The organism is Ralstonia sp. R-29, from assembly GCF_049913345.1.
GTDB lineage: Bacteria > Pseudomonadota > Gammaproteobacteria > Burkholderiales > Burkholderiaceae > Ralstonia.
Genome location: NZ_CP184377.1, coordinates 3478762 through 3499228, shown reverse-complemented (window position 1 = coordinate 3499228; position 20467 = coordinate 3478762). Strand labels below are relative to the sequence as shown.

Here is a 20467-nt window from a genome sequence, read left to right as displayed (position 1 = left end):
TGGCGCCAAGGCGTCTCTTGTTGCTTAGTGCACCTCGGCCGGCGTCGGCTGCGCTGGGGCGCTTGTCACCTCATTCAGCGTCGTGCGCGCGCCTTGTCGAATCAGGTCTGCTGCGCGCTCGGCAATCATGATGATTGGGGCGTTGGTGTTGCCGCCGATCAGCGTCGGCATGACGGAGCCGTCGATCACGCGCAAGCCTGTGACGCCGCGCACGCGTAGTTCTGGGTCCACTACCGCCATTGCATCGTCCGCGCTGCCCATCTTGCAGGTGCCGACGGGGTGGTAGATGGTGTCTGCATGCTGGCGGATCAGCGCGCGCACGGCTTCGTCGTCGGAGCCGTCTCCACGGATGTTTCCTGAATACAGTTCACGCCCGCCCAGGTCGGCCAGCGGCCGCTGCGCGAAGATGCGCTTCACCGCGCGGAAGCCGGCGAGCATGCCGGTCATGTCGTCCGGGTCGGAGAGGAAACGCGGGTCGATCAGCGGTGCCTCGCGTGTGTCGGCGGAGGCGAGTCGCACTTCACCGCGGCTCTTCGGGCGTAGCACGCACACGTGGCACGAATAGCCGTGGCCGTAGTTGAACGTGCGGTTGTGGTTGTCTGCCATGGCGACTACGAAGTGCAGTTGCAGGTCGGGGTCGGCCAAGTCGGGGCGGCTCTTGATGAAGCCGCCGGCCTCGGCAAAGTTGGTGGCCAGCATGCCGCGCCGCTCACGCCGATAGCGGAGGATTTCGCCGAGCATGTGCACGCTGCCGCGCAGCGAATAGCCGATCAAATCCAGATTGAAGACTTTCTTGTGCAGGATGATGTCGAGGTGGTCCTGCAGGTTCTGGCCGACGCCGGGCAGGTCGTGCACAACGGGAATGCCGAGCGAGCGCAGATGCTGCGCCGGGCCCACACCCGAGGCCATCAGCAGTTGCGGTGAGCCGAACGCGCCGGATGACACGATGACCTCGCGGCGTACCTGCAGCGTCTCGGTGCGGCCGCCGCGATCAACCACCACGCCCGTCGCGCGCTTGCCCTCAAAGACGATGCGCAGCGCCTGCGTGTCGGGCAGCACGGTGAGCTGACGGCGGTTGCGGCAGAACGTGGCATCGGCCTTATCACCACCGTGCAGATACGCGCGTGCGGCGTTCCAGCGTTCGCCGTTGTATTGCGTGACTTGGTAGGGGCCGACGCCCTCCTGGTCGGGGCCGTTGAAATCGTTGTTGCGGCGGTAGCCTGCGGCCACGCCGGCATCGACAAAACGTTGTGCAATGGGGTTGCCCGGGGTACCGGCATGCAGGTCGCTCACGTGCAGGGGGCCGGTGCCGCCGTGCAGCGCGTCGTCATCGCGGCCCGCAAAACGCGTGTTGCCTTCGGAGCGTTTGAAGTAGGGCAGTACGTCGTTCCAGCCCCAGCCGGTGCAGCCGAGCGACGCCCAGTGGTTGTAGTCAGAGGGCGTGCCCCGGATATAGATCATCGCGTTGAGCGACGAGCTGCCGCCCAGCCCACGCCCGCGCGGTTGATAACCCTGGCGCCCGCCCAGCCCCGGCTGCGGCGCGGTCAGAAAGCCGTAGTTGCGCTTGTTCTTGAACGGCAGCGACGCCGCACACCCCGCCGGCACCCATACCGAGAGGTGATGGTCATGCGGCCCCGCTTCCAGCAGCGCGACGGTCACGTCCGGGTCTTCCGTCAGGCGTGCGGCCAGCGCACAACCGGCCGAGCCAGCGCCGACGATGACGTAGTCGAAGGTGAGCGCGGGGGTGCTCGCTGGGGTGCTCAATTCCGTGGCCATGGGTGTCTCCGGAGCGGTCTTGTATTGGGCGTGACCTTGCATCCTAGGCGCCATGGCCTGTTTCAAACGATGGGGGTAACCCGGCATTAGAGGCATCGTTCGATGTCATGCAGCAAAGTCGGCCAGCACCGGGCGGAGACCGTTACCCCAAGGCGCGATACGGATTGCCGCACCGCAACAGGCGAGCCGCTTCAGGCGCCCCACATGGGCACAATCGAGGCCGCCAGCAGCACCCCCAGCACGGCGTTCAGCACACGCCACTGGCGCGGCGTCTTCAGCAACTGCGCCAGCACGATGCCGGCCGCGCACCACAGCGACAGCGACGCCAGCGCCGCCAGCCCAAAGGTGGCGCCCAGCAGCGCCGCCAGTTGCAGCGGGCCGCTCGCCAGCATCGCAAAGGAGGCTGCCGCACCCAGCGCCATCGCCCAGCCTTTCGGGTTCAGCCAGAGAAGGCAAGCGCCGCCCAGCAGGGTGGTCGGCACCGCGGCGGTTGCGCTGAGGTTGGGCGGGCCGCTGCGCGCCACCTTCCACGCCAGCCACAGCAGATAGGCGGAGCCCACCGCTTTCATCACGAGCATCAGCCCCGGCGCGGCCATCAGCAGACCCGCCAGGCCAGCCGCAGCACCCGCCGCCAGCGACGCCAGCCCCACGGCAATTCCCACCATCAGCGGAATCGAGCGCCGAAAGCCGAACTGCGAACCCGAAGCCGTCGCCAGCGTGGTCGCCCCACCGGGTGACACCGTGGACACCACGGCAAACAACACCAACGGCGCAATGGAAGACAACGGCTCGACAGCCATGGCGGCACCCCGGGATCACATAAAGGAAAACCACTGTAGAGCGCCCGAAACCATTAGCAAATCGAAGGTTTTTGATGCCATGCATTAGCTTCTAGAATGCAGCGATGGCCAAAAACCTCGACATCACCCTCGTCCGTACCTTCGTTGCCGTGGCGGAAAACGCCAGCATGACGGTCGCGGCCAACGCGCTGCACCTCACGCAAGGCGCCATCAGCCAGCAGATCAAGCGGCTGGAAGACGCCTTCGAATGCCGCCTGTTCGAACGCGACGGCCGCCGGCTCGAACTCACCCACGCCGGCGAGCGCTTCCTCGGCCGCGCCAAACGCCTGCTCGCCCTCAACGACGAAATCTGGGCCGATATGGCTGCGCGCCCGCTGCAGGGCCCGGTGCGCCTGGGTGTGCCGTATGACCTGGTCGGCACCGTTTTCCCGCCTATCTTCAAAGCCTTTACCGAAGCGTGGCCATCGGTGGAGCTGACCATCGTCTGCGGCACGTCGCCCGAACTGGCGGAAGGTATTGCTCGCGGCGAACTCGACGTCGCCGTGGTCGAAGCCCCGGTGGATGAAGCCACGGGCGAATGCCTGTGCGTGGAGCGGCTGGTGTGGGTGGGGGCGCGCGGCGGCAACGTGCATGCGAAGCGCCCGCTGCCGCTGTCGATGGTGGACGAGAGCTGCGCCTTCCGCGCCCGCGTGCTCAAGGCGCTGGGCGAATATGGCATCGAATGGCGCACCGTGTTTGAGAGCGGCAACATCGAGGCGACCACCGCCACGGTGCGCACTGGCCTGACCGTCACCGCGTGGCTCACGCCGACAGTGCCAGCGGATCTGGACATTCTGGGGCCGGAAGCCGGGCTGCCGGAATTGCCGATGTTTGCGATTAGTCTGCTGTTGCCCGCGCAAGGGGCGAGTGCGGCGGCGCAGGCGTTGGGGCAGTGCGTGCGGGACGGGTTTTCTACGCGACAGCGTGTGGGAGAACGGCGCGCCGCCTGACCTGTTGCCGTTACAGGCCGCCGCCCTCGATCTGCACCGACCCATTCGGGGTATCGAGCACGAGCGTCAATGCCGGCCGCGCCGCATCGGCAAATTCCACATGGCGGTTCTCGGGGGCGGAAGCATCCCACCCCAGCCCATCAAACTTTGCTCGGATGGCAGCCATCTCCGGATGCGCGAGTTGGAACCGGTTCAGGCGGAGGCCGACATCCTGCATCTTGTCGGCGGGGCTCTGGCCTCCGGCCCAATCGATCATGGCGGGCCAGCACCCGCCTGCCTCCGCTGCACCGTCTTTGCGGTGGAAGAAATGCCATCGCAAGTCACCACGGGACACTTCAAGCAGTTCGTGTTGCGCCGACTGGATTGCAGTGTTGCGCGCCAGATCGGGAAGGCTGGCTACCCAGCCGAACAACCTCGGCGCATCTTCCAGCTTGCCTTCCTGCATCAGACGGTCCAGTGCAAACCAGCGGGTCCTGTTTGGCGGCGGGACATCGGGATCAATCGCGATGAACTCAAGGAAGACGCCCTGCGCGATCCGCGTCACCAGGTTGTGCGTCCCCATCAGAGGATGCTTGCCTCCTGCAGGCAACTCCACACCAAACAATTGCGAGGCATACGCCTTGGCCTGGTCGAGGGATTGCGCGGCGAAGGCGATGTGATCGATCTTCAAGAGGGCTCCCGTTGGTGTGCGTCTGAAACCTAGGAGCGGAGGATGCCACAGGGCACGTCAAGTGCTGTCTCGCAGATTGAATACGTGGCGTCGTTCTTTCTCCAGTCCCAAAAAACAAAAACCCCGCCAACCGGCGGGGTCCCCCAAATCCTTTCGAGCCTGCAAGCGCATCAAGCCTGCGGCGCGGCCCCATCTTCCGGAGCGGCCTCGGCGCCTTCGGCCTTGGCTTCGTCTTTCTTTTCCAGCATCTCTTCCAGTGCGCCCGCGCCCTTGAAACCGGCAACGGCGGCGACAGCCTTGGTCAGCAGGCCGGCATCCGGATCGACCTTCTCGGCGGCTTCAACGGCGGCGACGGCGCCGGCGATCTTGCCCACTTCATCCAACAGTCCCATGGTCACCTCCGCGTGATTGAACGGGAGAGCCATCTTCCCACCGGCAAGTGGTGGAAGTGCAAGCAAAGTTAAAAAAATTTCCGAGGGCGTTCGTTTGCGTACGCCGTGCATCACTCCGCTTCGGCGCCGGCCGGGGCGATGGTGAGGGCGGCGAGACGTTGGCGCGCGCTATCCGTAATGGGCACCGATTGGCGCGTGCTGACGTCGATCTGCACGATCACCGATTGCGAGGTGGCGGCGCAGCGGCCGTTCTGGAAGATGGCCTGTTCGAGCTTGACGGAGCTGCGCCCCACGTTCGCCACGCGCGTGCCGATCTGCACCGAGCCGGGCCACAGGATTTCGTTGCGGAAATCGAGCACGAGCTGCGCGATCACGAACTCGCAGCCGGGCGCGGCGAGTGGGTTGTCCGGCGTGAACAGCATCTCGACGCGGCCCGTTTCCAGGTACGTGGCGAAGACAGCGTTGTTGATATGGCCCTGGCGATCGGTGTCGCCGTAGCGGAGCTTGTCGGTGGACAGCAGCGGAAAGTCGTTGAGCGACGAGAGCGTCATGGCGATGTGGGGTGAGGCGAGGGTGTGGGCATTGTGCCGGGCTTTGCCGGCTGGCGCAGATGGCGCCTCACCCCAACGCCCGCACCGATGTGCTGATCGCCCGCGCACATTGCAGCAGCGCGGGGCCGAGCTTGGTTTCCATGTCTTCCGGCGTCCATCGCCCGGTGGGGGCGACCAAGTGAATCGCGCCCAACGCGCGCCCGTTACTGCTAACGATGGGCGCGGCGATGGTCATGTCGCCGAGGAACAGTTCTTCGCAGTTGACGGCGTAACCACGCTGGCGCGCCTGGCGCAGCGTTTCCATGATGTCGGCCACGTCGGTGCGCGTATGCATGGTGTGCGCCACACGCTGCGAGGCCTCTACGATGGCCTGTGCTTCGGGCATCGGCAGCGCGCTCAGGTAGGCACGGCCCGATGCCGTGCAGTACATCGGGATGCGGCTGCCGATGGGCATGTGCACCGGCACGAAATGCGCGCTCACAAAGCGGGCGACGTACACCATCTCGTTCTGGTCGGGTTCGGTCAGGCACGAGGTTTCGGTGGTCAGCTTGGTCAGCTCGGCCAGGAACGGGTTGGCCACGTCGATGAGCGTGTCGGCGGCCAGGTAGTTGAAGCCGATCTTCATCACCGCCGGGGTGAGTTGGTAGCGCCGCGTTTGCGGGTGCTTGCGCAGGTAGCCGAGCTGCTCGAGCGTGTAGACCATGCGTTGCGCCGAGCTTTTGTTGATGCCGGTGGCGGCGGCCACTTCGGCAATCGTCATCGTGCGGCGCTGCGCGTTAAAGGCGCCCAGCACGGCCAGCCCTTTCTCCAGCGACTGGTTGAAGAGCAGATCGGGCGCGTCTGCGGGTTCGGCGGTATCGGGGGCGACGGTCATGACGAGTGGCGTCCTGATGGCAAATCAACGCCCAAAGAATCGCATATCGATTCACACGCGTCGATTAGTGGTTTTCCATAGTTATCTATCGATGTGACACGTTCGAATATTGGCATACGCATTGCATAGGCGTGTCCGGACCTCGGGGAATTCACATTCGGGGTGCGTCTTCTTTTCGTTCCTTGGAGGCTTGCCATGTCTGTCGTCACCACTTTCCGTCGCGCCGCACTCGTCTTGTGCATGCTCGGCACCGCATCGTTCGCGTGGGCACAAGGTGGGGCGCCCACCTACAACGTAGGCGCTACCGCCACGGGCGTGCCGTTCACCTTTCTAGATGTGAAGACCAATTCCATCCAGGGGATGATGGTCGACACCGTTACCGCCGTCGGCAAGGCGGGCGGCTTCAACGTGAACGTGCAGCAGACGGTGTTCTCGGCGCTCATCCCGTCGCTCACGTCCAACAAGATCGACATCATCTCGGCGGCGATGCTCAAGACGCCGGCGCGCGCGCAGGTGGTGGACTTTTCCGACCCGGTGTACTCGTACGGCGAGGGCCTGATCGTCAAGGCCGACGACGCCAAAAACTACGCCACGCTCGATGACCTGAAAGGCGAGGTGGTGGGCGCGCAGGTGGGCACGGTGTTCCTCGACATGCTCAACAAGAAGGGCATCTTCAAGGAAGTGCGCAGCTACGACTCGGTGGCCGACATGACGCGCGATCTGGCGCTGGGCCGCATCAAGGCCGGCCTGGGCGATCAGCCGATCATCGCGTACCAGATCCGTCAGAAAACCTTTGAAGGCGTAAAGCTCGCGCCGAATTACAAACCCGCCAACGTGGGCGACGTGTGCCTGGTGGTGCGCAAGGGCGATACCGAAACGCTTACCCGCATCAACAAGGCCATCGCCAAGATCAAGGCCGACGGCACGCTGGATGCCATCGTGAAGAAGTGGGGCATCTGAGCGGGTGATGTGTCATGAGTGTTGCAACGTTCATTGAACACGCGCAGGACTTCCTGCCGATTCTGCTGAAAGGGGCGGTGGTCACGGTGGAAGTGACCGTGCTGTCGTTCCTGCTCAGCAGCGTGATCGGCCTGGGGCTGGCGCTGATGCGGTTGTCGCCCATCAAGGCCGTGTCGACGGCTGGGGCGACCATCGTCAACATCATTCGCGGGCTGCCGATCATCGTGCAGCTCTTCTACATCTACTTCGTGCTGCCGGACATCGGCATTCAGCTCACGGCGTTCCAGGCGGGCGTGATCGGGCTGGGCATTGCGTATTCCGCGTATCAGGCCGAGAACTTTCGCGCCGGTATCGAGGCCGTGGACCCCGGCCAGCGTGAAGCCGCCCAGGCCATGGGCATGCGCGGCGCGCTCATCATGCGGCGCGTGATCCTGCCGCAGGCGTTTCGCATTGCGCTGCCGCCGTACGGCAACACGTTGGTGATGATGCTCAAGGATTCATCGCTGGTGTCCACCATCACGGTGGCGGAGATGACGCGCGCGGGGCAACTCATTGCCTCGTCCACGTTCCAGAACATGACGGTCTACACGCTGGTGGCGCTGCTGTATCTGGTGATGAGCCTGCCGCTGGTGTACGGCCTGCGCCGGTTGGAACGCCGCATGGGCGCGGGGAGAGCAAAGCCATGATCGAGATCCGTGATCTGCAGAAGCACTTTGGTGACCACCACGTACTGCGCGGCGTAAGCCTGCACGTGGACAAGGGCGAAGTCGTCTGTCTGATCGGCCCGTCGGGCTCGGGCAAGTCGACCGTCCTGCGCTGCATCAACGGGCTGGAGTCATATGACGGCGGGGAGATCCGCGCCTTTGGCGAACGCGTCGACCAACACAGCAAGGCCATCCACACCCTGCGCAGCCGCATGGGCATGGTGTTCCAGCGCTTCAACCTGTTCCCGCACCGCAGCGTGCTGGAAAACGTGATGGAAGGCCCGGTCTACGTGAAGGGCGAACGCCCCGAAGCCGCGCGGGCCAAGGCGATGGCACTGCTGGAAAAAGTGGGGCTCGCTGCCAAGGCACAGGCTTACCCGGCGCAACTCTCAGGCGGCCAGCAGCAGCGCGTGGCGATTGCCCGCGCGCTGGCAATGGAGCCCGAGGCGATGCTGTTTGATGAGCCGACTTCCGCGCTCGACCCCGAACTCGTGGGCGATGTGCTGGAGGTGATGCGCGCACTCGCCCGCGAAGGCATGACGATGATCGTCGTCACACACGAGATGGGCTTTGCGCGTGAGGTGGCCGACCGCGTGTGCTTTCTGCACAGCGGCACCATCGTCGAAGAGGGGCCGGCTGCCCAGGTCTTGGGCGCACCGCGCCAGCCGCGCACGCAAGATTTTTTGCGCCGCGTGCTGCACAAGCCGGCAGATGCACCGGCCGGAGACTTGGTGCCATGACGCAACCGCAACTCGACATGGCCTTCGGCGCCGAGCTACTGCCGCCGTCGCTGTGGGCCGCCACCGCACCCGCCGCGCCGCCCACGCCGCCGTTAACGGAATCGATCACGACGGACGTGCTCGTCATCGGTGGCGGCTACACGGGGTTGTCGACCGCGCTGCATTTGGCCGAGCGCGGCACCAACGTCACCGTGCTCGAAGCGAACGATCCGGGCTGGGGTGCCTCGGGCCGCAACGGTGGGCAGGTCAACCCGACGCTCAAGCATGACCCGGATGAACTCGTCAGCCTGTTTGGCGCCGCGCGTGCCGAACCGTTGATCGATGCCGTCTCACGCTCGGCCGACCTGGTGTTCGATTTGATCGAGCGCCACCGCATCGATTGCCAGCCGGTGCGGGCGGGCTGGCTGCAGCTTTCGTATTCCGACAAGGCCGTGCCTGCATTGCATGCACGCGCACGCCAGTGGGAGAAGCGCGGCGTGCCGGTGGAAGTGCTGGATCGCGCGGCGGTCGCCAAGCGCGTCGGCACCGAGTCATTTGCAGGTGCATGGCTCGACGGCCGTGCCGGCGCCATCCAGCCGATGGCGTATGCACGCGGGTTGGTGCGTGCCGCACAACAAGCGGGCGCGGCTGTGCATGGCCACACCGCCGTCACCGCGTTGGAACGGCAGGGCGCGCAGTGGATTGCCACCACCAGCACCGGCGCCAGCGTGCGCGCACAACGCGTGGTGATCGGCACCAATGGGTACACGGGTGCGCTGTGGCCGGGGCTGGCACAGACCGTGCTCTCTGCCAACAGCTTCATCGTCGCCACCAAGCCGCTCAAGACGGCGGATGCGCAAGCAATCCTGGCACGCGGCGAGACGGCTTCCACCTCGCAACGGCTGCTGCTGTATTTCCGCAAAGACGCAGCCGGGCGCCTGCTCATGGGTGGGCGCGGCTTCTTTACCGAGCCGCGCAGTGCGCAGGATTTTGCACACCTCGAACGCTCACTGGAGTTGCTGTTTCCGCAGTTGGGGCCCTTGGAATATGAATACCGCTGGAGCGGCCGCATCGCCATCACGCGGGATTTCATGCCGCACATTCACGAGCCCGCGCCGGGCCTGACGATGGCGCTTGGCTGCAATGGGCGCGGCATCGCGCTGTGCACCAGCCTGGGCCAGCATATTGCTGCACGGCTTGCAGATACTGGCGAGGCGTTTCCGTATCCCGTGTCGCCCATCACGCCGATCCCGCTGCACAGCCTTCAGCGCTTCTACATTGCAGCGGGCGTGGCGTGGTACAGCCTGCTCGACAAGCTGGGCGGCTAACGAGCCACTATGGGCAGACTGATGTGGAATTTCCTGAAGGTATGACGGGAGATTCCGCCGACACCCGCCTTACTTCAAATACGACTTGATCACCTGCATCACGGCATCCAGGTCTTCCTGGCGCTGCGCTTCGGCCGATTCCTTGACCACGTGATCGGTCAGGTGGCCTTCGATCACGGCGGCCATCAGGCCGTTCACCGCACCGCGAATCGCAGCGATCTGCTGCAGCACAGCCGTGCAATCCCCCTCATCGGCGAGTTGTTTTTCCAGGGCGACCGTCTGCCCCTGAATGCGCCGTACACGCGCCAGGAGCTTGGCTTTGTCGCGGATGGTGTGGGCCATGGGTTCAGGTGGTTTGAGGATTGCAGAGTCGGCGGAGGGTAGCACGCCGATACTAGGGGGGAGTATACTGCGCCAACCCGGAAATCGCCACGGACAGGCCCACCCATGACCGCGTTCACCACCCTGTTGCAGCAAGGCAATGCCTGGCTGTTCGTCCCCAGCGCCATCCTGCTGGGCGCCCTGCACGGCCTCGAGCCCGGTCACTCCAAGACGATGATGGCGGCGTTCATTGTCGCCATCAGGGGCACGCTCGGGCAGGCCGTGCTGCTGGGGCTGTCGGCCACGGTGTCGCATACGGCGGTGGTGTGGGCGGTGGCCATGGCGGGGCTGTACTTCGGCCGCAACTGGAATGCGGAGACCACCGAGCCGTACTTCCAGGTGGCATCGGCCGTACTCATCGTGGCCGTGGCAGCCTGGATGATGTGGCGCACGTGGCGCAGCACGCGCGGGCATGACCACGATCACGATCACGCGCACGACCATGACGAAGCCAAGCACATCGACACCGGCCACGGCACGGTCCGGCTTGAGGTGTTTGAAGACGGCATGCCACCACGCTTCCGGCTCACGCGCGAAGGCACACGCGGCCACGCATGGACCGCCGACCAGGTGCAGGTGGTGATCGAGCGCCCCGACGGCAGCCGGCAGACGTTTGCGTTCGTGCAGCGCGATGGCTTTCTGGAATCTGAACAGACCATTCCCGAGCCGCATGCCTTCGTGGCGCGCCTGTCGCTTGGGCATGAACACCATCGGCATGACTACGATGTGGAATTCGCCGAGCACGATCACACGCATGCCGACCACGACCACAGTGGGCTGGACGTGTCGTCCGATGGTTATCAAGACGCCCATGAACGCGCGCACGCCAACGACATCCGCCGCCGCTTCGCCAACCGCGAGGTGACCACCGGGCAGATCATTGTGTTCGGGCTGACGGGTGGGTTGATTCCGTGCCCCGCATCGATCACCGTGCTGCTGCTGTGCCTGCAACTCAAGCAGGTGACATTGGGTGCCGCGCTGGTGCTGTGCTTCAGCATCGGCCTGGCGTTGACGCTGGTCGCGTCCGGCGCGTTGGCTGCGCTGAGCGTGAAGCATGTGTCTAAGCGCTGGAGCGGCTTTGGCGAATTCGCCAGCAAGGCGCCGTATCTGTCGGGCGCGTTGATTTCGCTGGTGGGGCTCTACGTAGGGTGGCAAGGCGTGCACGGGTTGATGCAACTGGTGTAACGGCGCAGCCGGCGCGGGCATCGCCACGCGCACATTTTCCTCGTGTTGCATCCACTGCCGCATGCGCTGCGTATCTGTGGGTACAGGCCGGCGCGGAATGGTTTTTCACCGATGCAGTGTCAGGTTTGCATGATCACCGCGACCAACCTGTGAGGTTGAGACGGCCAAGCGCCGTCAACGACCTGATGGCGTGCCATGTTGGATGGCACCCGTTCACCGCACCAGGAGTTCATCATGCACACCCGCCGTCTCTCGCTGGCATGGCTTGCCACGCTTTCCGCTTCTGCCGCGCTGTTCGCAGCGCTTCCAGCCTCGGCCACACAACCCAAGTTCGACACCTATACGCAAGGCGCCGTCGACAAGACGGATCCGTTCACGCAAGGCGCGGATCGCCCGGCCGACACCCGTGGCACGCTGTCGTGGAAGTACGATCGTTTTGACCCGTACGGGCAAGGGGCAGATCGCCAAACCAGCGCACATGACCTGCTTGCATGGCGTGGAGACACGCGCTATCCGAGCAGTGCGGAGGGGGCTCGCGGCTGACGGGTCATGCGCGAGGGGAGAGGGCCGGCACGTAGGCACGGACCGGCTTCCTCGCCACGGCATCAGTTCGCGAGCGTGGCGCCCTCGGCAATGCGGTCATACAAGGCGCGCGCCGCTGGCGACAACTGCGCCGCCTTGCGCGTCACCAACACCAGCGTGCGCGAGACCACCGGCTCCACCAGTTCAATCGTGCGGATCATCGGGTACGCATTCTTCTGGATGGCCAGCTTCGGCACCACGGCCGCCCCCAGCCCTTCGGCGACCAGCCCCAACGCGGTGGAACTGCGCTGCACTTCGTAGAACGAATGCAGCGTCACGCCGCTGTTTTTTAGCGCGCCGTCCAGCAGGCTGCGGTTGCCGCTCACCTCGCCGGCAAAGATGAGCGGATGCGGTTGCAATGCTGCCCATCGAATGCGCCGCCGCTTGGCGAGCGGGTGATCGTCGCGGCAGACCAGCACATATGGGTCGGTCGTCAACGGCACGCTCACGAGTTCCGGGTGCTGATCGCCCGCAATGCTGATACCGAATTCCGCCTCGCGCCGCAGCACTGCTTGCAGTACCGACGCGGATGCATGATCGAGAATCTTCACGCGATCATGCGGCCGATGTTCGGAGAATGCACGCAAGATACGCGGCAGGTATTGCACGCCCACCGTCGGCACACACGCAATGGTGATGTCGCCACGCTGGCTCAGGCCCGTCTCGCGGATCTCCGTCAACGCATCGGACAACTCGCCCAACAACCGCCGCGCCTGCGGCAGAAAACGCTGGCCGATTTCCGTCAGTTCCGTGCGGCGCGTGGTGCGCTCCACCAGCGCCACGCCCAGAAAGGCTTCCAGCTTGCGCAAGCGCTGCGTGATGGCGGTCTGTGTGACATGCAGCGCATCGGCGGCTTGTGTAAAGCTGCCGCACTCCGCAATCGCCACAAAAGCCTGCACGCCCAGCGTGTCGATTTTCATCAGTGTTTTGAATCAATCCGGAAATTGAATTCATTTTACTGATCGGTTGTCGCCCGACACAATCCAGCGTCAGGCAAACAACGACAAGGAGCACATCGTGACGACCCCACACGATTGGTACGCCAAGCAATACGTGCAATTTGAAGACGAACGCACACGGCCCATCCGCGATTTGCTGGCCGCCGTGCCGCCCACGCCCATCCACGTGGCCATCGACATTGGGTGCGGCCCCGGCAATTCCACCGAAGCCCTGATCGCACGCGCGCCTGCGGCAGCCGTGCGCGGCATCGACGCTTCCGCCGACATGATCCAGGCCGCACGCAAGCGCTTGCCGGAGGTGCGGTTCGACATCGTCGACATTGCAACGTGGGACGAGCCCGGCGCGTATGACCTGATCCTCGCCAATGCGGTGCTGCAATGGCTGCCGGCGCACGACACGCTGTTTCCGAAGCTCATCAGCAAGCTCACGCCCGGCGGCCACTTGGCAGTGCAGATGCCGGACAACCTGGACGAGCCCGCACACCGCCTGATGCGCGAAGTGGGCGCTTCAGGGCCGTGGGCAGACAAGCTCAAGGGTGTGGAACGGACCGAGCGGTTTAATGCGCATTACTACTACGGGCTGCTGGCCCCGCTGTGCGCGCGTGTGGATGTCTGGCGCACCACGTACCACCATCCGCTGCGCGGCGGCGCCGATGCGGTGGTCGAGTGGTTCAAGGGCAGTGCGCTGCGGCCCTTCCTCGCTGGGTTGGATGACGACGCCGAACGCAACGCCTTCCTCACGCGCTACCGCGATGCCGTGGCGCAGGGCTACCCCGCGCAGGATGACGGCACGGTGCTGCTGCCGTTCCCGCGCTTGTTCATCGTGGCCACGCGCAAGTGAAGAGAGCCGCGTCAGCGCGCCGCAAGCATCAGCCCGAGGTTCTGCACTGCGGCGCCCGACGCCCCTTTGCCGAGGTTGTCGAACACGGCACTCAGTAGGACTTGCCCGTGGTCATTGGCGAAGACGCTCAGGCGCATGTCGTTGGTGCCGTTGAGCGCTTGGGGGTCCAGATGCGACAGCGCCGATGCGGCAGCTAGCGGCATCACTTCGACGTGCTCGGCGTCCGCGTAATGGCGGGCCAGGCACGCGTGCAGCGTTACCGCATCGGCGCCGGGCGCCAACAGGCGTTGCTCCAGCGGCACCGTCAACACAATGCCCTGGCGATACGCGCCGTACGCGGGCACGAACATCGGGCGCTGCGTGAGGCCGGCGTGCTGCTGAATCTCCGGCGTGTGCTTGTGCGCCAAACCCAACCCATACACCTGAAACGGCAGCGCGTTGCTGGCATCGGGCCCCTCGTAGGCCTCCACCGACGCGCGGCCGCCGCCGGAATAGCCCGACACCGCATGAATGCTCACGGGGTAGTCCGTCGGCAGCAAACCGGCCTGCACCAGCGGACCCAACAAGCCGATCGCCCCAGTCGGGTAGCAGCCCGGATTGGTCACGCGCGATGCGGTGGCAACGCGCTGCGCCTGTTCGGCCGCCATCTCCGGAAACCCATACGTCCAACCCGGCGTGGTGCGATGCGCGGAGCTGGCATCGATCACGCGCACGCTCGGGTTGACGATGGAGGCCACCGCCTCGCGCGCCGCTGCATCGGGCAGGCACAAGATAGCGATATCGCAAGCGTTGATGGCCTCGGCACGGCGGTGCGGGTCTTTGCGGGCGTCTGCAGGCAGCGTCAGCAGTTGCAGCTCCTGCCGATCCACATGGCCGCGCAGGCGTTCGTGAATCTGCAAGCCGGTGGTGCCTTGGTCACCGTCGATAAAGATGAGGGGCTTGGACATGGCAGCGTCCTTGATGAATTCGAATGGGTAAGCCACCATCTTCGGCTCCCGCCTAGAATATGAAAAGTTGAATTTCCCAACGTTCACATTCAGCATTTCTGAACCATGCGACACATCAGCCTCGACCGTCTGCGCACCCTGGTGGAAGTGGCCGACCGCAGCTCCTTTGCCGAAGCGGCCCGCGCGCTGCATCTGGCGCCACCCACCGTCAGCCTGCACATTGCCGAGCTGGAAGACCGTGTGGGCGCGCCGCTGCTCTCGCGCAAGCGCGGGCAGGTGCAGCCCACCGCCATCGGGCAGGTGATGGTGGAACGCGCCCGCAAGCTGCTGGCCGATGCCGAACAGGCCCTGGACGACATCCAGCGCCAAGTGCAAGGCCTGGGTGGGCGCGTGCGGCTGGGGGCCTCCACCGGCGCGATCGCCCACTTGCTGCCGCAGGCACTGGAGGCGTTGCGACAAAACCATCCCGGCATCGACGTGCAGGTGGCTGTGCTGACCTCGCAAGAGACACTGGCTAAGCTGGCGGAGGGTGCGCTGGATGTCGGCCTGGTGGCATTGCCGCAATCGCAGGTGGCGGGGCTCAACATCAAGCCGTGGCGCCGCGATCCCGTCATGGCCTTTCTGCCCGCGCATTGGACAAGCCCCGCCCGCATCACACCTGCGTGGCTCGCAGCGCAGCCGTTGATCCTGAACGACACCACCACGCGGCTCTCGCGCCAGACCATGGAGTGGTTTGCCGCCGATGGCCAACACCCCGTGCCGCGCATCCAGCTCAACTACAACGACGCCATCAAGAGCCTGGTGGCCGCTGGTTACGGCGCCACGCTGTTGCCGCACGAAGCCTCCGCCGCACCGGCAGACACGCGCATCACCATGCGGCCGCTGCGGCCGGCCTTGTGGCGCGAACTCGGCGTCGCGCACCGTGCCGGGCACGTCGAGCGATCGACGCAGCACGTGTTGGACGCGCTGTGGGCACTGCGGGCGAAGTAACCCGGCCCACCACCTTCAGCCGAGCAGGTACTCACGCGTGAGCTGCCGTGCCCGGTGCAGGCGGCTCTTCACCGCCGCGCGGGTCTCGCGCAGTTGGTCAGCAATCTCGCCGATCGTCATCTCGTTCAGGTCGCGCAGCACGATGATCTCTCGATAGTGCGCGGGCAAGGATTCCAGCGCGGCGGCGATGTCGTGACGCAGGTCGTCGACGGGTTGGCGTGCAAGCCAGGCCTCCACCTTGTCGTCATCCCAGGGGTCGGTGGAAAGCGCCTTGCGCGCCATGCGGTGGCACTCGCGGCGCACTACGGCAAATAGCCAGCTGGAGAACGCCGCCGCCGCGCGCAGCGAGCCCACCTTGCGTGACAGCACCAGCAGGCTTTCCTGCACAGCGTCATCCACGTCGGAGATCAGGCAGTTGCGCTGCGCATAGCGGCGAATATCGGGCTGGCAGACGGCCAGCAGGCGCTCGATGGCCGATACGTCACCCGCGCGGGCGGCATCGAGCAGGGGCTGGTGACGGACCAGATCCATAGCTCAGTTCCGCGGGGGTTGTTGCAGCTTGCGGCCGACCAGCGCACATGCCGGGCAGAAGCCGACCACACCCGTCAGGCCAAACCCGGCACCGGCCGCGGCCAGCAGCCAGTTCCACGGCGCGGTGGCCAAGGCCAGCCCGCCGGCAATCACGGCCAAGGCCAGCACGATGCGCACGGCGCGCTCCCAGTTCGGCACGTTTTTCACATACAGCGCAGTTTTCAGAAACGACATGATGTTCTCCAAAAGAGGGCAGACGAAGGTGAGGGATGTCCTCGCCCCCTAAGAGGCGCCGGCACGCCAAACGGATTCGCATCCGCGAAAAAATTTCGATGCCCGGCGCAAACAAGCGCACGATGACCTGCCTTGCAGGCTGGTTATGCGTATTCGAGTTTGACTTCTTGTGCCGCGGCAACTATCGTAAGATATGTTTTCAGACACAACACGGTGTGCCGCGCAGCCGCCCCGGCAGTCTGCGCACGCCTTCTCCCCGGTCTCTTCGCACCCTCATGCCCCTACTTGAACCCACCCGCGAGCGCCGCCTGCTCTGGCTGCTGGCGCTCACGCAGTTCACCGTCATCATGGATTTCATGGTGATGATGCCGCTTGGCCCCCAGATCATGCACACGTTTGGCATTGGTCCGGCGGCCTTTGCCACGGCGGTGTCGGTGTATTCGCTGTGCTCCGGCGCCTCGGGCCTACTGGCCGCCACCTACACCGACCGCTTCGACCGGCGCCGCTTGCTGCTGGCCGTCTATGGCCTCTTCACGCTGGCCAACCTAGCCTGCGCGCTGTCCAACAGCTACGCCATGCTGCTATTTGCGCGGGCGTTTGCGGGCGTCACGGGCGGCGTGCTCGGCTCGATCATCATGGCGGTGCTGTCGGATGTGATTCCGCCCGCGCGGCGCGGTGCGGCGACCGGTGTGGTGATGTCGTCGTTTGCGCTGGCGGCCATGGCCGGCGTGCCAGTGGGCGTGGCGCTGGGTGCGCACCTCGGCTGGACGGCGCCGTTCTTCCTGCTGACGGCATTGACCGTGCTGATCTGGCTGGGCGCACGCCAGACGGTGCCGCCGTTGACCGCCCACCTGACCGGTACCCGCCAGACGCCGCGCGAGATTCTCACGGGCCTGTGGCAGTTGCTGACCCACCCGCGCCATCTGCGCGCCTTCCTGCTGACCTTCGTGATGATGGGTTCGCACATGCTGGTGATTCCGTTCATCTCGCCGGTGCTGGTGGCCAACCACGGCGTGGCGCCGCAAGACTTGGCGTGGCTGTATGTGGCGGGCGGGGCGGCCTCCTTCTTCAGCTCGCGTGCGGTGGGCAAGCTGGCGGATCGCTACGGCCGCCGCCGCGTGTTCGTGGTGGCCGCGCTGCTGGCGTTCATCCCCGTGCTGGTGATGACGCATCTGCCCGACTGGCCGTTCATCGGCATGCTGCTGTTCTTCCCGTGCTTCATGGTGGTGCTGTCCAGCCGCATGGTGCCGATGCAAGCGCTGATGACCACTGTGCCCAACCCACAGGTGCGCGGCGCGTTTCTGTCGGCCAACAGTGCCGTCATGTCAGTGGGAACGGGCGTGGGCGCGTGGGTGGGCGGTTTGCTCCTCAGCAACGGCGCCGGCGGCCACATTGAAGGCTACGGGGTCAACGGCTGGCTGGCCGTGGCGGCGGGGCTGTTCTCCGTGTTCTGGGTGAGCCAGGTGAAGGGGTCTGACGAACGCGGTGATCCGTCGCTCGCCACGCCCGACGCTCCGCAGTCGGTGCCGCACGCCGTGCCGCAAGCGGCGCAGCGCGATCAGGCATAACGCGCGGTCTAACGCGCACGCACGCCTATTCCGCTTCAAGCACCGTCTTGAGTTTCACCAGGTCACGCTGTACCCACTCGGCGTCGGCGTCGAATTGCGCGTCGTCCATGTTGGGCTGCTGAAACAGCGTGAGCGAGACGGTAGTGCCCGCGCCGTTGCGCACCACGCGCAGCGGCACGTAGACCACACTGCCATCGGGCAGGCGCACCCAGTGGTCGGCAATGCCAAAGGTGTTGGGTGGGCTGAAGCGGATGAACACGGCGCCTTCGTCGCTGCCGGGTGCGCTGGCAATCCACTCATCGGGCGCGGAGCCCGAACCCTGCGTGCCCGGCGTCAGCCCGTCCGACAACCCCGTCGCCCAGATCGGAAAGTTCAGCGGCTCCGCCAGGAAGGCGGCCACGTCGTCAAAGTGACGTTCCACATTGATACTGAGAGTGCGGACGTTGTGCAGCATGAGGCCTCCGTGTGTGGCACGCGCCGGTGCTGCGGAGTATAGGTGGCCGTTATCCCGGCAGCTTGCGGAAGCTGATCGCCAGCCGGTTCCACGTGTTGATGGTGCACACCAGCAGGGTCAGGTCGACCAGCTCTGCATCAGAGAACTGCGCGCGCACCGCGTGCCATACGTTATCCGGCACGCGGGTTTCGCCGACCAGCGTGACGGCTTCCGTCCACGCCAGCGCGGCGCGTTCGCGGTCGGTAAAGAACGGCGTTTCGTGCCAGACGGAGACGGTGGCCAGGCGCCGGTTGTCTTCGCCGGCCTTGCGCGCATCGGCGGTGTGCAGGTCGATGCAGTAGGCGCAGCCGTTGATTTGCGACGCGCGCAGGCGCGCGAGTTCGGTCAGCGGTTTTTCGAGCGTGCTTTTGCTCAGCGCCTTTTCAAGGCCGAGGACGGCCTGCATGGCAGCGGGATTGCTCTTGTTGTAATCGAGACGGGGTTCCACGGGCGGCTCCAACGGTTTGGGGTGACGGATGCCCCCAGCGTAGGCCCTCTAGTGGCTCCGGAACAGCGCCAATCCCCGCAACTTTTAGGTAGCCACATTGCCGAGTGCTTCGGCCAGCCGCGTGAGGCCGGCGTCGATCTCTGCCGCATTCACGTGGCCGTAGCCGAGCAGCAGGCCCGGCTGCGGCGGCCGCGCCACATACATGCGGCCCGTGCCGTAGAGGCCCACGCCAACGCGCTGCGCCGCCTGCACGACCGTCGCCTCCGACAACGGCGCACGCAACTGCGCTGCCATGTGGATCCCCGCCGCCGACGGCAGTGGCGCCATCCACGCGCCAAGCGGCCCACGCAGATGCTGCAGCAGTGCATTGCGGCGCGCGGCGTATTCCTTGTGCATGCGACGCAGGTACTTGGCGAAATCGCCATCGAGCATGAACTTGGCCAGCGCCGCTTGCATGAGCGATTCGCTATGCCAATCCGCCACCTGTTTGGCGCGCCGCAACGGCAACGCCAGCGAGGCCGGCGGCACCACGTAACCGATGCGCAGCTCTGGGAAGATCGTCTTGGAGAACGTGCCCACGTAGGCGACATAGCCGGCGGTGTCCAGGCTCTTGAGCGATTCCATCGGGCGGCCATCGAAGCGGAATTCGCTGTCGTAATCGTCTTCGACGATCAGCGCATCGTGGCGCCGGGCCCAGTCGAGCAGTTGCGCGCGGCGCGCGAGGCTCATCGGCATGCCCAGCGGAAACTGGTGCGAAGGCGTTACGTAGACCAGCTTGGCATGCGGCGGCAGCGCATCGACGATCAGGCCTTCGGCATCCACCGGCACCGGCACCACATTGGCGCCGAGTGCCTGCAGAGCGATGCGCACGGGCGGGTAGCCCGGGTCTTCCACAGCCACCGTCTCACCCGGACGCACGACCACGCGCGCGAGCAGGTCGATGGCCTGCTGCGCCCCCTGCGTGACCACGATATCGGCCCACCCACACACCACCGCACGGCTGAACGCCAGATAACGCGCGATGGCCAGCCGCAACGACTGATCGCCCGCCGGGTCGTGATAACCGCCGCGCCCGCGTGCCTGCTGCCGCAGCGCATGGGCCACGCAGCGGCGCCAGGCATCGAACGGGAACAGGCGCTTCTCCGTCACGCCACCGACAAAGTCGTAGTCCACATGCGCTCGCGGCTGCGGCAACACGTCGGGCAGGTCGTTCCACGGGGTGGGGAATGCGTGCGCAGGCGGTGTGGGCGCAGTGAGTTGCTCTGCGGGTGAGATTGCAGGCGTCCGCCCACACAGCCCTTCAGCAGCCTGCGCCACGAAGGTGCCCGAGCCAGCGCGCGACTGCAGATAACCCTCGGCGATCAGGCGTTCAAACACATCAAGCGTGGTCTTGCGCGACACGCCAATCTGCAGGGCCAGATCGCGCGTGGAAGGCAGCCGCTCTCCCGGCACGAGGCGGCCTTCGAGGATGGCAGTGCGGAGTTGTCGGTAGAGCTGGCCGGCAAGATCGTGCCGGCCGTGGATCGTCAGGTGGACATCCATCGT

24 protein-coding genes are annotated in these 20467 nt (G+C 65.4%); 10 read left to right on the top strand and 14 right to left on the bottom strand.

Going from position 1 to position 20467, the window contains the following annotated elements; genetic code table 11:
* Positions 1-24: 24 nt before the first annotated feature.
* Positions 25-1776: a GMC family oxidoreductase gene (locus ACN9M1_RS16490; RefSeq protein ID WP_426396059.1), complete on the bottom strand. Its 1752-nt coding sequence runs from the start codon at positions 1774-1776 to the stop codon at positions 25-27.
* 191 nt (positions 1777-1967) lie between these two features.
* Positions 1968-2576, bottom strand: a complete 609-nt coding sequence (locus ACN9M1_RS16485) for a LysE family translocator (RefSeq protein WP_426396057.1) — start codon at positions 2574-2576, stop codon at positions 1968-1970.
* Between the two features lie 104 nt (positions 2577-2680).
* Here ACN9M1_RS16485 and ACN9M1_RS16480 point away from each other — a divergent pair, with 104 nt between their 5' ends.
* Positions 2681-3565: a LysR family transcriptional regulator gene (locus ACN9M1_RS16480; RefSeq protein ID WP_426396055.1), complete on the top strand. Its 885-nt coding sequence runs from the start codon at positions 2681-2683 to the stop codon at positions 3563-3565.
* Between the two features lie 10 nt (positions 3566-3575).
* On the opposite strand, the gene ACN9M1_RS16475 is transcribed toward ACN9M1_RS16480, so the two are convergent.
* The 4 genes from ACN9M1_RS16475 to ACN9M1_RS16460 form a co-directional block, all read right to left on the bottom strand.
* Positions 3576-4235 carry a VOC family protein gene (locus ACN9M1_RS16475; RefSeq protein WP_426396053.1) on the bottom strand — a complete coding sequence of 220 codons (660 nt, stop codon included), beginning with the start codon at positions 4233-4235 and terminating at the stop codon, positions 3576-3578.
* A 170-nt stretch (positions 4236-4405) separates the two neighbouring features.
* Positions 4406-4627: a hypothetical protein gene (locus ACN9M1_RS16470; protein ID WP_027678733.1), complete on the bottom strand. Its 222-nt coding sequence runs from the start codon at positions 4625-4627 to the stop codon at positions 4406-4408.
* 110 nt (positions 4628-4737) lie between these two features.
* Positions 4738-5178, bottom strand: a complete 441-nt coding sequence (locus ACN9M1_RS16465) for an acyl-CoA thioesterase (RefSeq protein ID WP_426396051.1) — start codon at positions 5176-5178, stop codon at positions 4738-4740.
* 67 nt (positions 5179-5245) lie between these two features.
* The gene (locus ACN9M1_RS16460; protein ID WP_426396049.1) at positions 5246-6052 is read right to left on the bottom strand and encodes an IclR family transcriptional regulator; all 807 of its coding nucleotides are present in this window, start codon (positions 6050-6052) and stop codon (positions 5246-5248) included.
* Positions 6053-6247: 195 nt separating this feature from the next.
* Here ACN9M1_RS16460 and ACN9M1_RS16455 point away from each other — a divergent pair, with 195 nt between their 5' ends.
* The 4 genes from ACN9M1_RS16455 to ACN9M1_RS16440 are packed head-to-tail and all read left to right on the top strand — an operon-like array spanning position 6248 to position 9763.
* Entirely contained in the window at positions 6248-7012 is a 765-nt protein-coding gene (locus tag ACN9M1_RS16455; RefSeq protein ID WP_426396047.1) for an ABC transporter substrate-binding protein, read from the top strand.
* Positions 7013-7026: 14 nt separating this feature from the next.
* Positions 7027-7698, top strand: coding sequence for an ectoine/hydroxyectoine ABC transporter permease subunit EhuD (gene ehuD / locus ACN9M1_RS16450; protein WP_426396045.1), 672 nt, complete (start codon positions 7027-7029; stop codon positions 7696-7698).
* A complete protein-coding gene (locus tag ACN9M1_RS16445) occupies positions 7695-8456 on the top strand; it encodes an amino acid ABC transporter ATP-binding protein (protein ID WP_426396043.1) in 762 nt (253 codons plus the stop codon). Before ehuD ends, ACN9M1_RS16445 begins: the two co-directional genes overlap by 4 nt.
* Complete coding sequence (locus ACN9M1_RS16440; RefSeq protein ID WP_426396041.1) at positions 8453-9763, top strand: NAD(P)/FAD-dependent oxidoreductase; 1311 nt, start codon at positions 8453-8455, stop codon at positions 9761-9763. The genes ACN9M1_RS16445 and ACN9M1_RS16440 overlap by 4 nt, the downstream gene beginning before the upstream one ends.
* A 69-nt stretch (positions 9764-9832) precedes the next feature.
* Here the strand turns inward: ACN9M1_RS16440 and ACN9M1_RS16435 are convergent, their stop codons facing one another.
* Positions 9833-10105 carry a metal/formaldehyde-sensitive transcriptional repressor gene (locus tag ACN9M1_RS16435; RefSeq protein ID WP_426396040.1) on the bottom strand — a complete coding sequence of 91 codons (273 nt, stop codon included), beginning with the start codon at positions 10103-10105 and terminating at the stop codon, positions 9833-9835.
* Positions 10106-10210: 105 nt separating this feature from the next.
* Here ACN9M1_RS16435 and ACN9M1_RS16430 point away from each other — a divergent pair, with 105 nt between their 5' ends.
* Both ACN9M1_RS16430 and ACN9M1_RS16425 read left to right on the top strand, forming a co-directional pair.
* Positions 10211-11329, top strand: coding sequence for a nickel/cobalt efflux protein RcnA (locus ACN9M1_RS16430; protein WP_426396038.1), 1119 nt, complete (start codon positions 10211-10213; stop codon positions 11327-11329).
* Positions 11330-11563: 234 nt separating this feature from the next.
* Entirely contained in the window at positions 11564-11872 is a 309-nt protein-coding gene (locus ACN9M1_RS16425; protein ID WP_426396036.1) for a hypothetical protein, read from the top strand.
* Positions 11873-11934: 62 nt separating this feature from the next.
* Here the strand turns inward: ACN9M1_RS16425 and ACN9M1_RS16420 are convergent, their stop codons facing one another.
* Complete coding sequence (locus tag ACN9M1_RS16420; RefSeq protein WP_426396034.1) at positions 11935-12831, bottom strand: LysR family transcriptional regulator; 897 nt, start codon at positions 12829-12831, stop codon at positions 11935-11937.
* Positions 12832-12928: 97 nt separating this feature from the next.
* Here ACN9M1_RS16420 and tam point away from each other — a divergent pair, with 97 nt between their 5' ends.
* The gene (tam, locus tag ACN9M1_RS16415) at positions 12929-13711 is read left to right on the top strand and encodes a trans-aconitate 2-methyltransferase (protein ID WP_426396033.1); all 783 of its coding nucleotides are present in this window, start codon (positions 12929-12931) and stop codon (positions 13709-13711) included.
* A gap of 11 nt (positions 13712-13722) precedes the next feature.
* Here tam and argC read toward each other — a convergent pair whose 3' ends face one another.
* A complete protein-coding gene (gene argC, locus ACN9M1_RS16410) occupies positions 13723-14658 on the bottom strand; it encodes an N-acetyl-gamma-glutamyl-phosphate reductase (protein WP_426396031.1) in 936 nt (311 codons plus the stop codon).
* 105 nt (positions 14659-14763) lie between these two features.
* On the opposite strand from argC, the gene ACN9M1_RS16405 reads away from it, so the two are divergent.
* The gene (locus tag ACN9M1_RS16405) at positions 14764-15648 is read left to right on the top strand and encodes a LysR family transcriptional regulator (protein WP_426396029.1); all 885 of its coding nucleotides are present in this window, start codon (positions 14764-14766) and stop codon (positions 15646-15648) included.
* Positions 15649-15663: 15 nt separating this feature from the next.
* On the opposite strand, the gene ACN9M1_RS16400 is transcribed toward ACN9M1_RS16405, so the two are convergent.
* Both ACN9M1_RS16400 and ACN9M1_RS16395 read right to left on the bottom strand, forming a co-directional pair.
* On the bottom strand, positions 15664-16179 hold the full coding sequence (locus ACN9M1_RS16400) for an RNA polymerase sigma factor (RefSeq protein WP_426396028.1): 516 nt from the start codon (positions 16177-16179) through the stop codon (positions 15664-15666).
* 3 nt (positions 16180-16182) lie between these two features.
* Positions 16183-16413 (bottom strand): YgaP family membrane protein, encoded by a 231-nt coding sequence (locus ACN9M1_RS16395; protein WP_426396026.1) that lies wholly within the window; start codon positions 16411-16413, stop codon positions 16183-16185.
* A 275-nt stretch (positions 16414-16688) separates the two neighbouring features.
* Here ACN9M1_RS16395 and ACN9M1_RS16390 point away from each other — a divergent pair, with 275 nt between their 5' ends.
* Positions 16689-17981, top strand: coding sequence for an MFS transporter (locus ACN9M1_RS16390; RefSeq protein WP_426396025.1), 1293 nt, complete (start codon positions 16689-16691; stop codon positions 17979-17981).
* A gap of 25 nt (positions 17982-18006) precedes the next feature.
* On the opposite strand, the gene ACN9M1_RS16385 is transcribed toward ACN9M1_RS16390, so the two are convergent.
* From ACN9M1_RS16385 to ACN9M1_RS16375, 3 genes are all read right to left on the bottom strand, one after another.
* Entirely contained in the window at positions 18007-18435 is a 429-nt protein-coding gene (locus ACN9M1_RS16385) for an SRPBCC family protein (protein ID WP_426396023.1), read from the bottom strand.
* 49 nt (positions 18436-18484) lie between these two features.
* Positions 18485-18922: a carboxymuconolactone decarboxylase family protein gene (locus ACN9M1_RS16380; RefSeq protein ID WP_426396021.1), complete on the bottom strand. Its 438-nt coding sequence runs from the start codon at positions 18920-18922 to the stop codon at positions 18485-18487.
* Positions 18923-19006: 84 nt separating this feature from the next.
* Complete coding sequence (locus ACN9M1_RS16375) at positions 19007-20464, bottom strand: PLP-dependent aminotransferase family protein (RefSeq protein WP_426396019.1); 1458 nt, start codon at positions 20462-20464, stop codon at positions 19007-19009.
* Positions 20465-20467 lie beyond the last annotated feature (3 nt).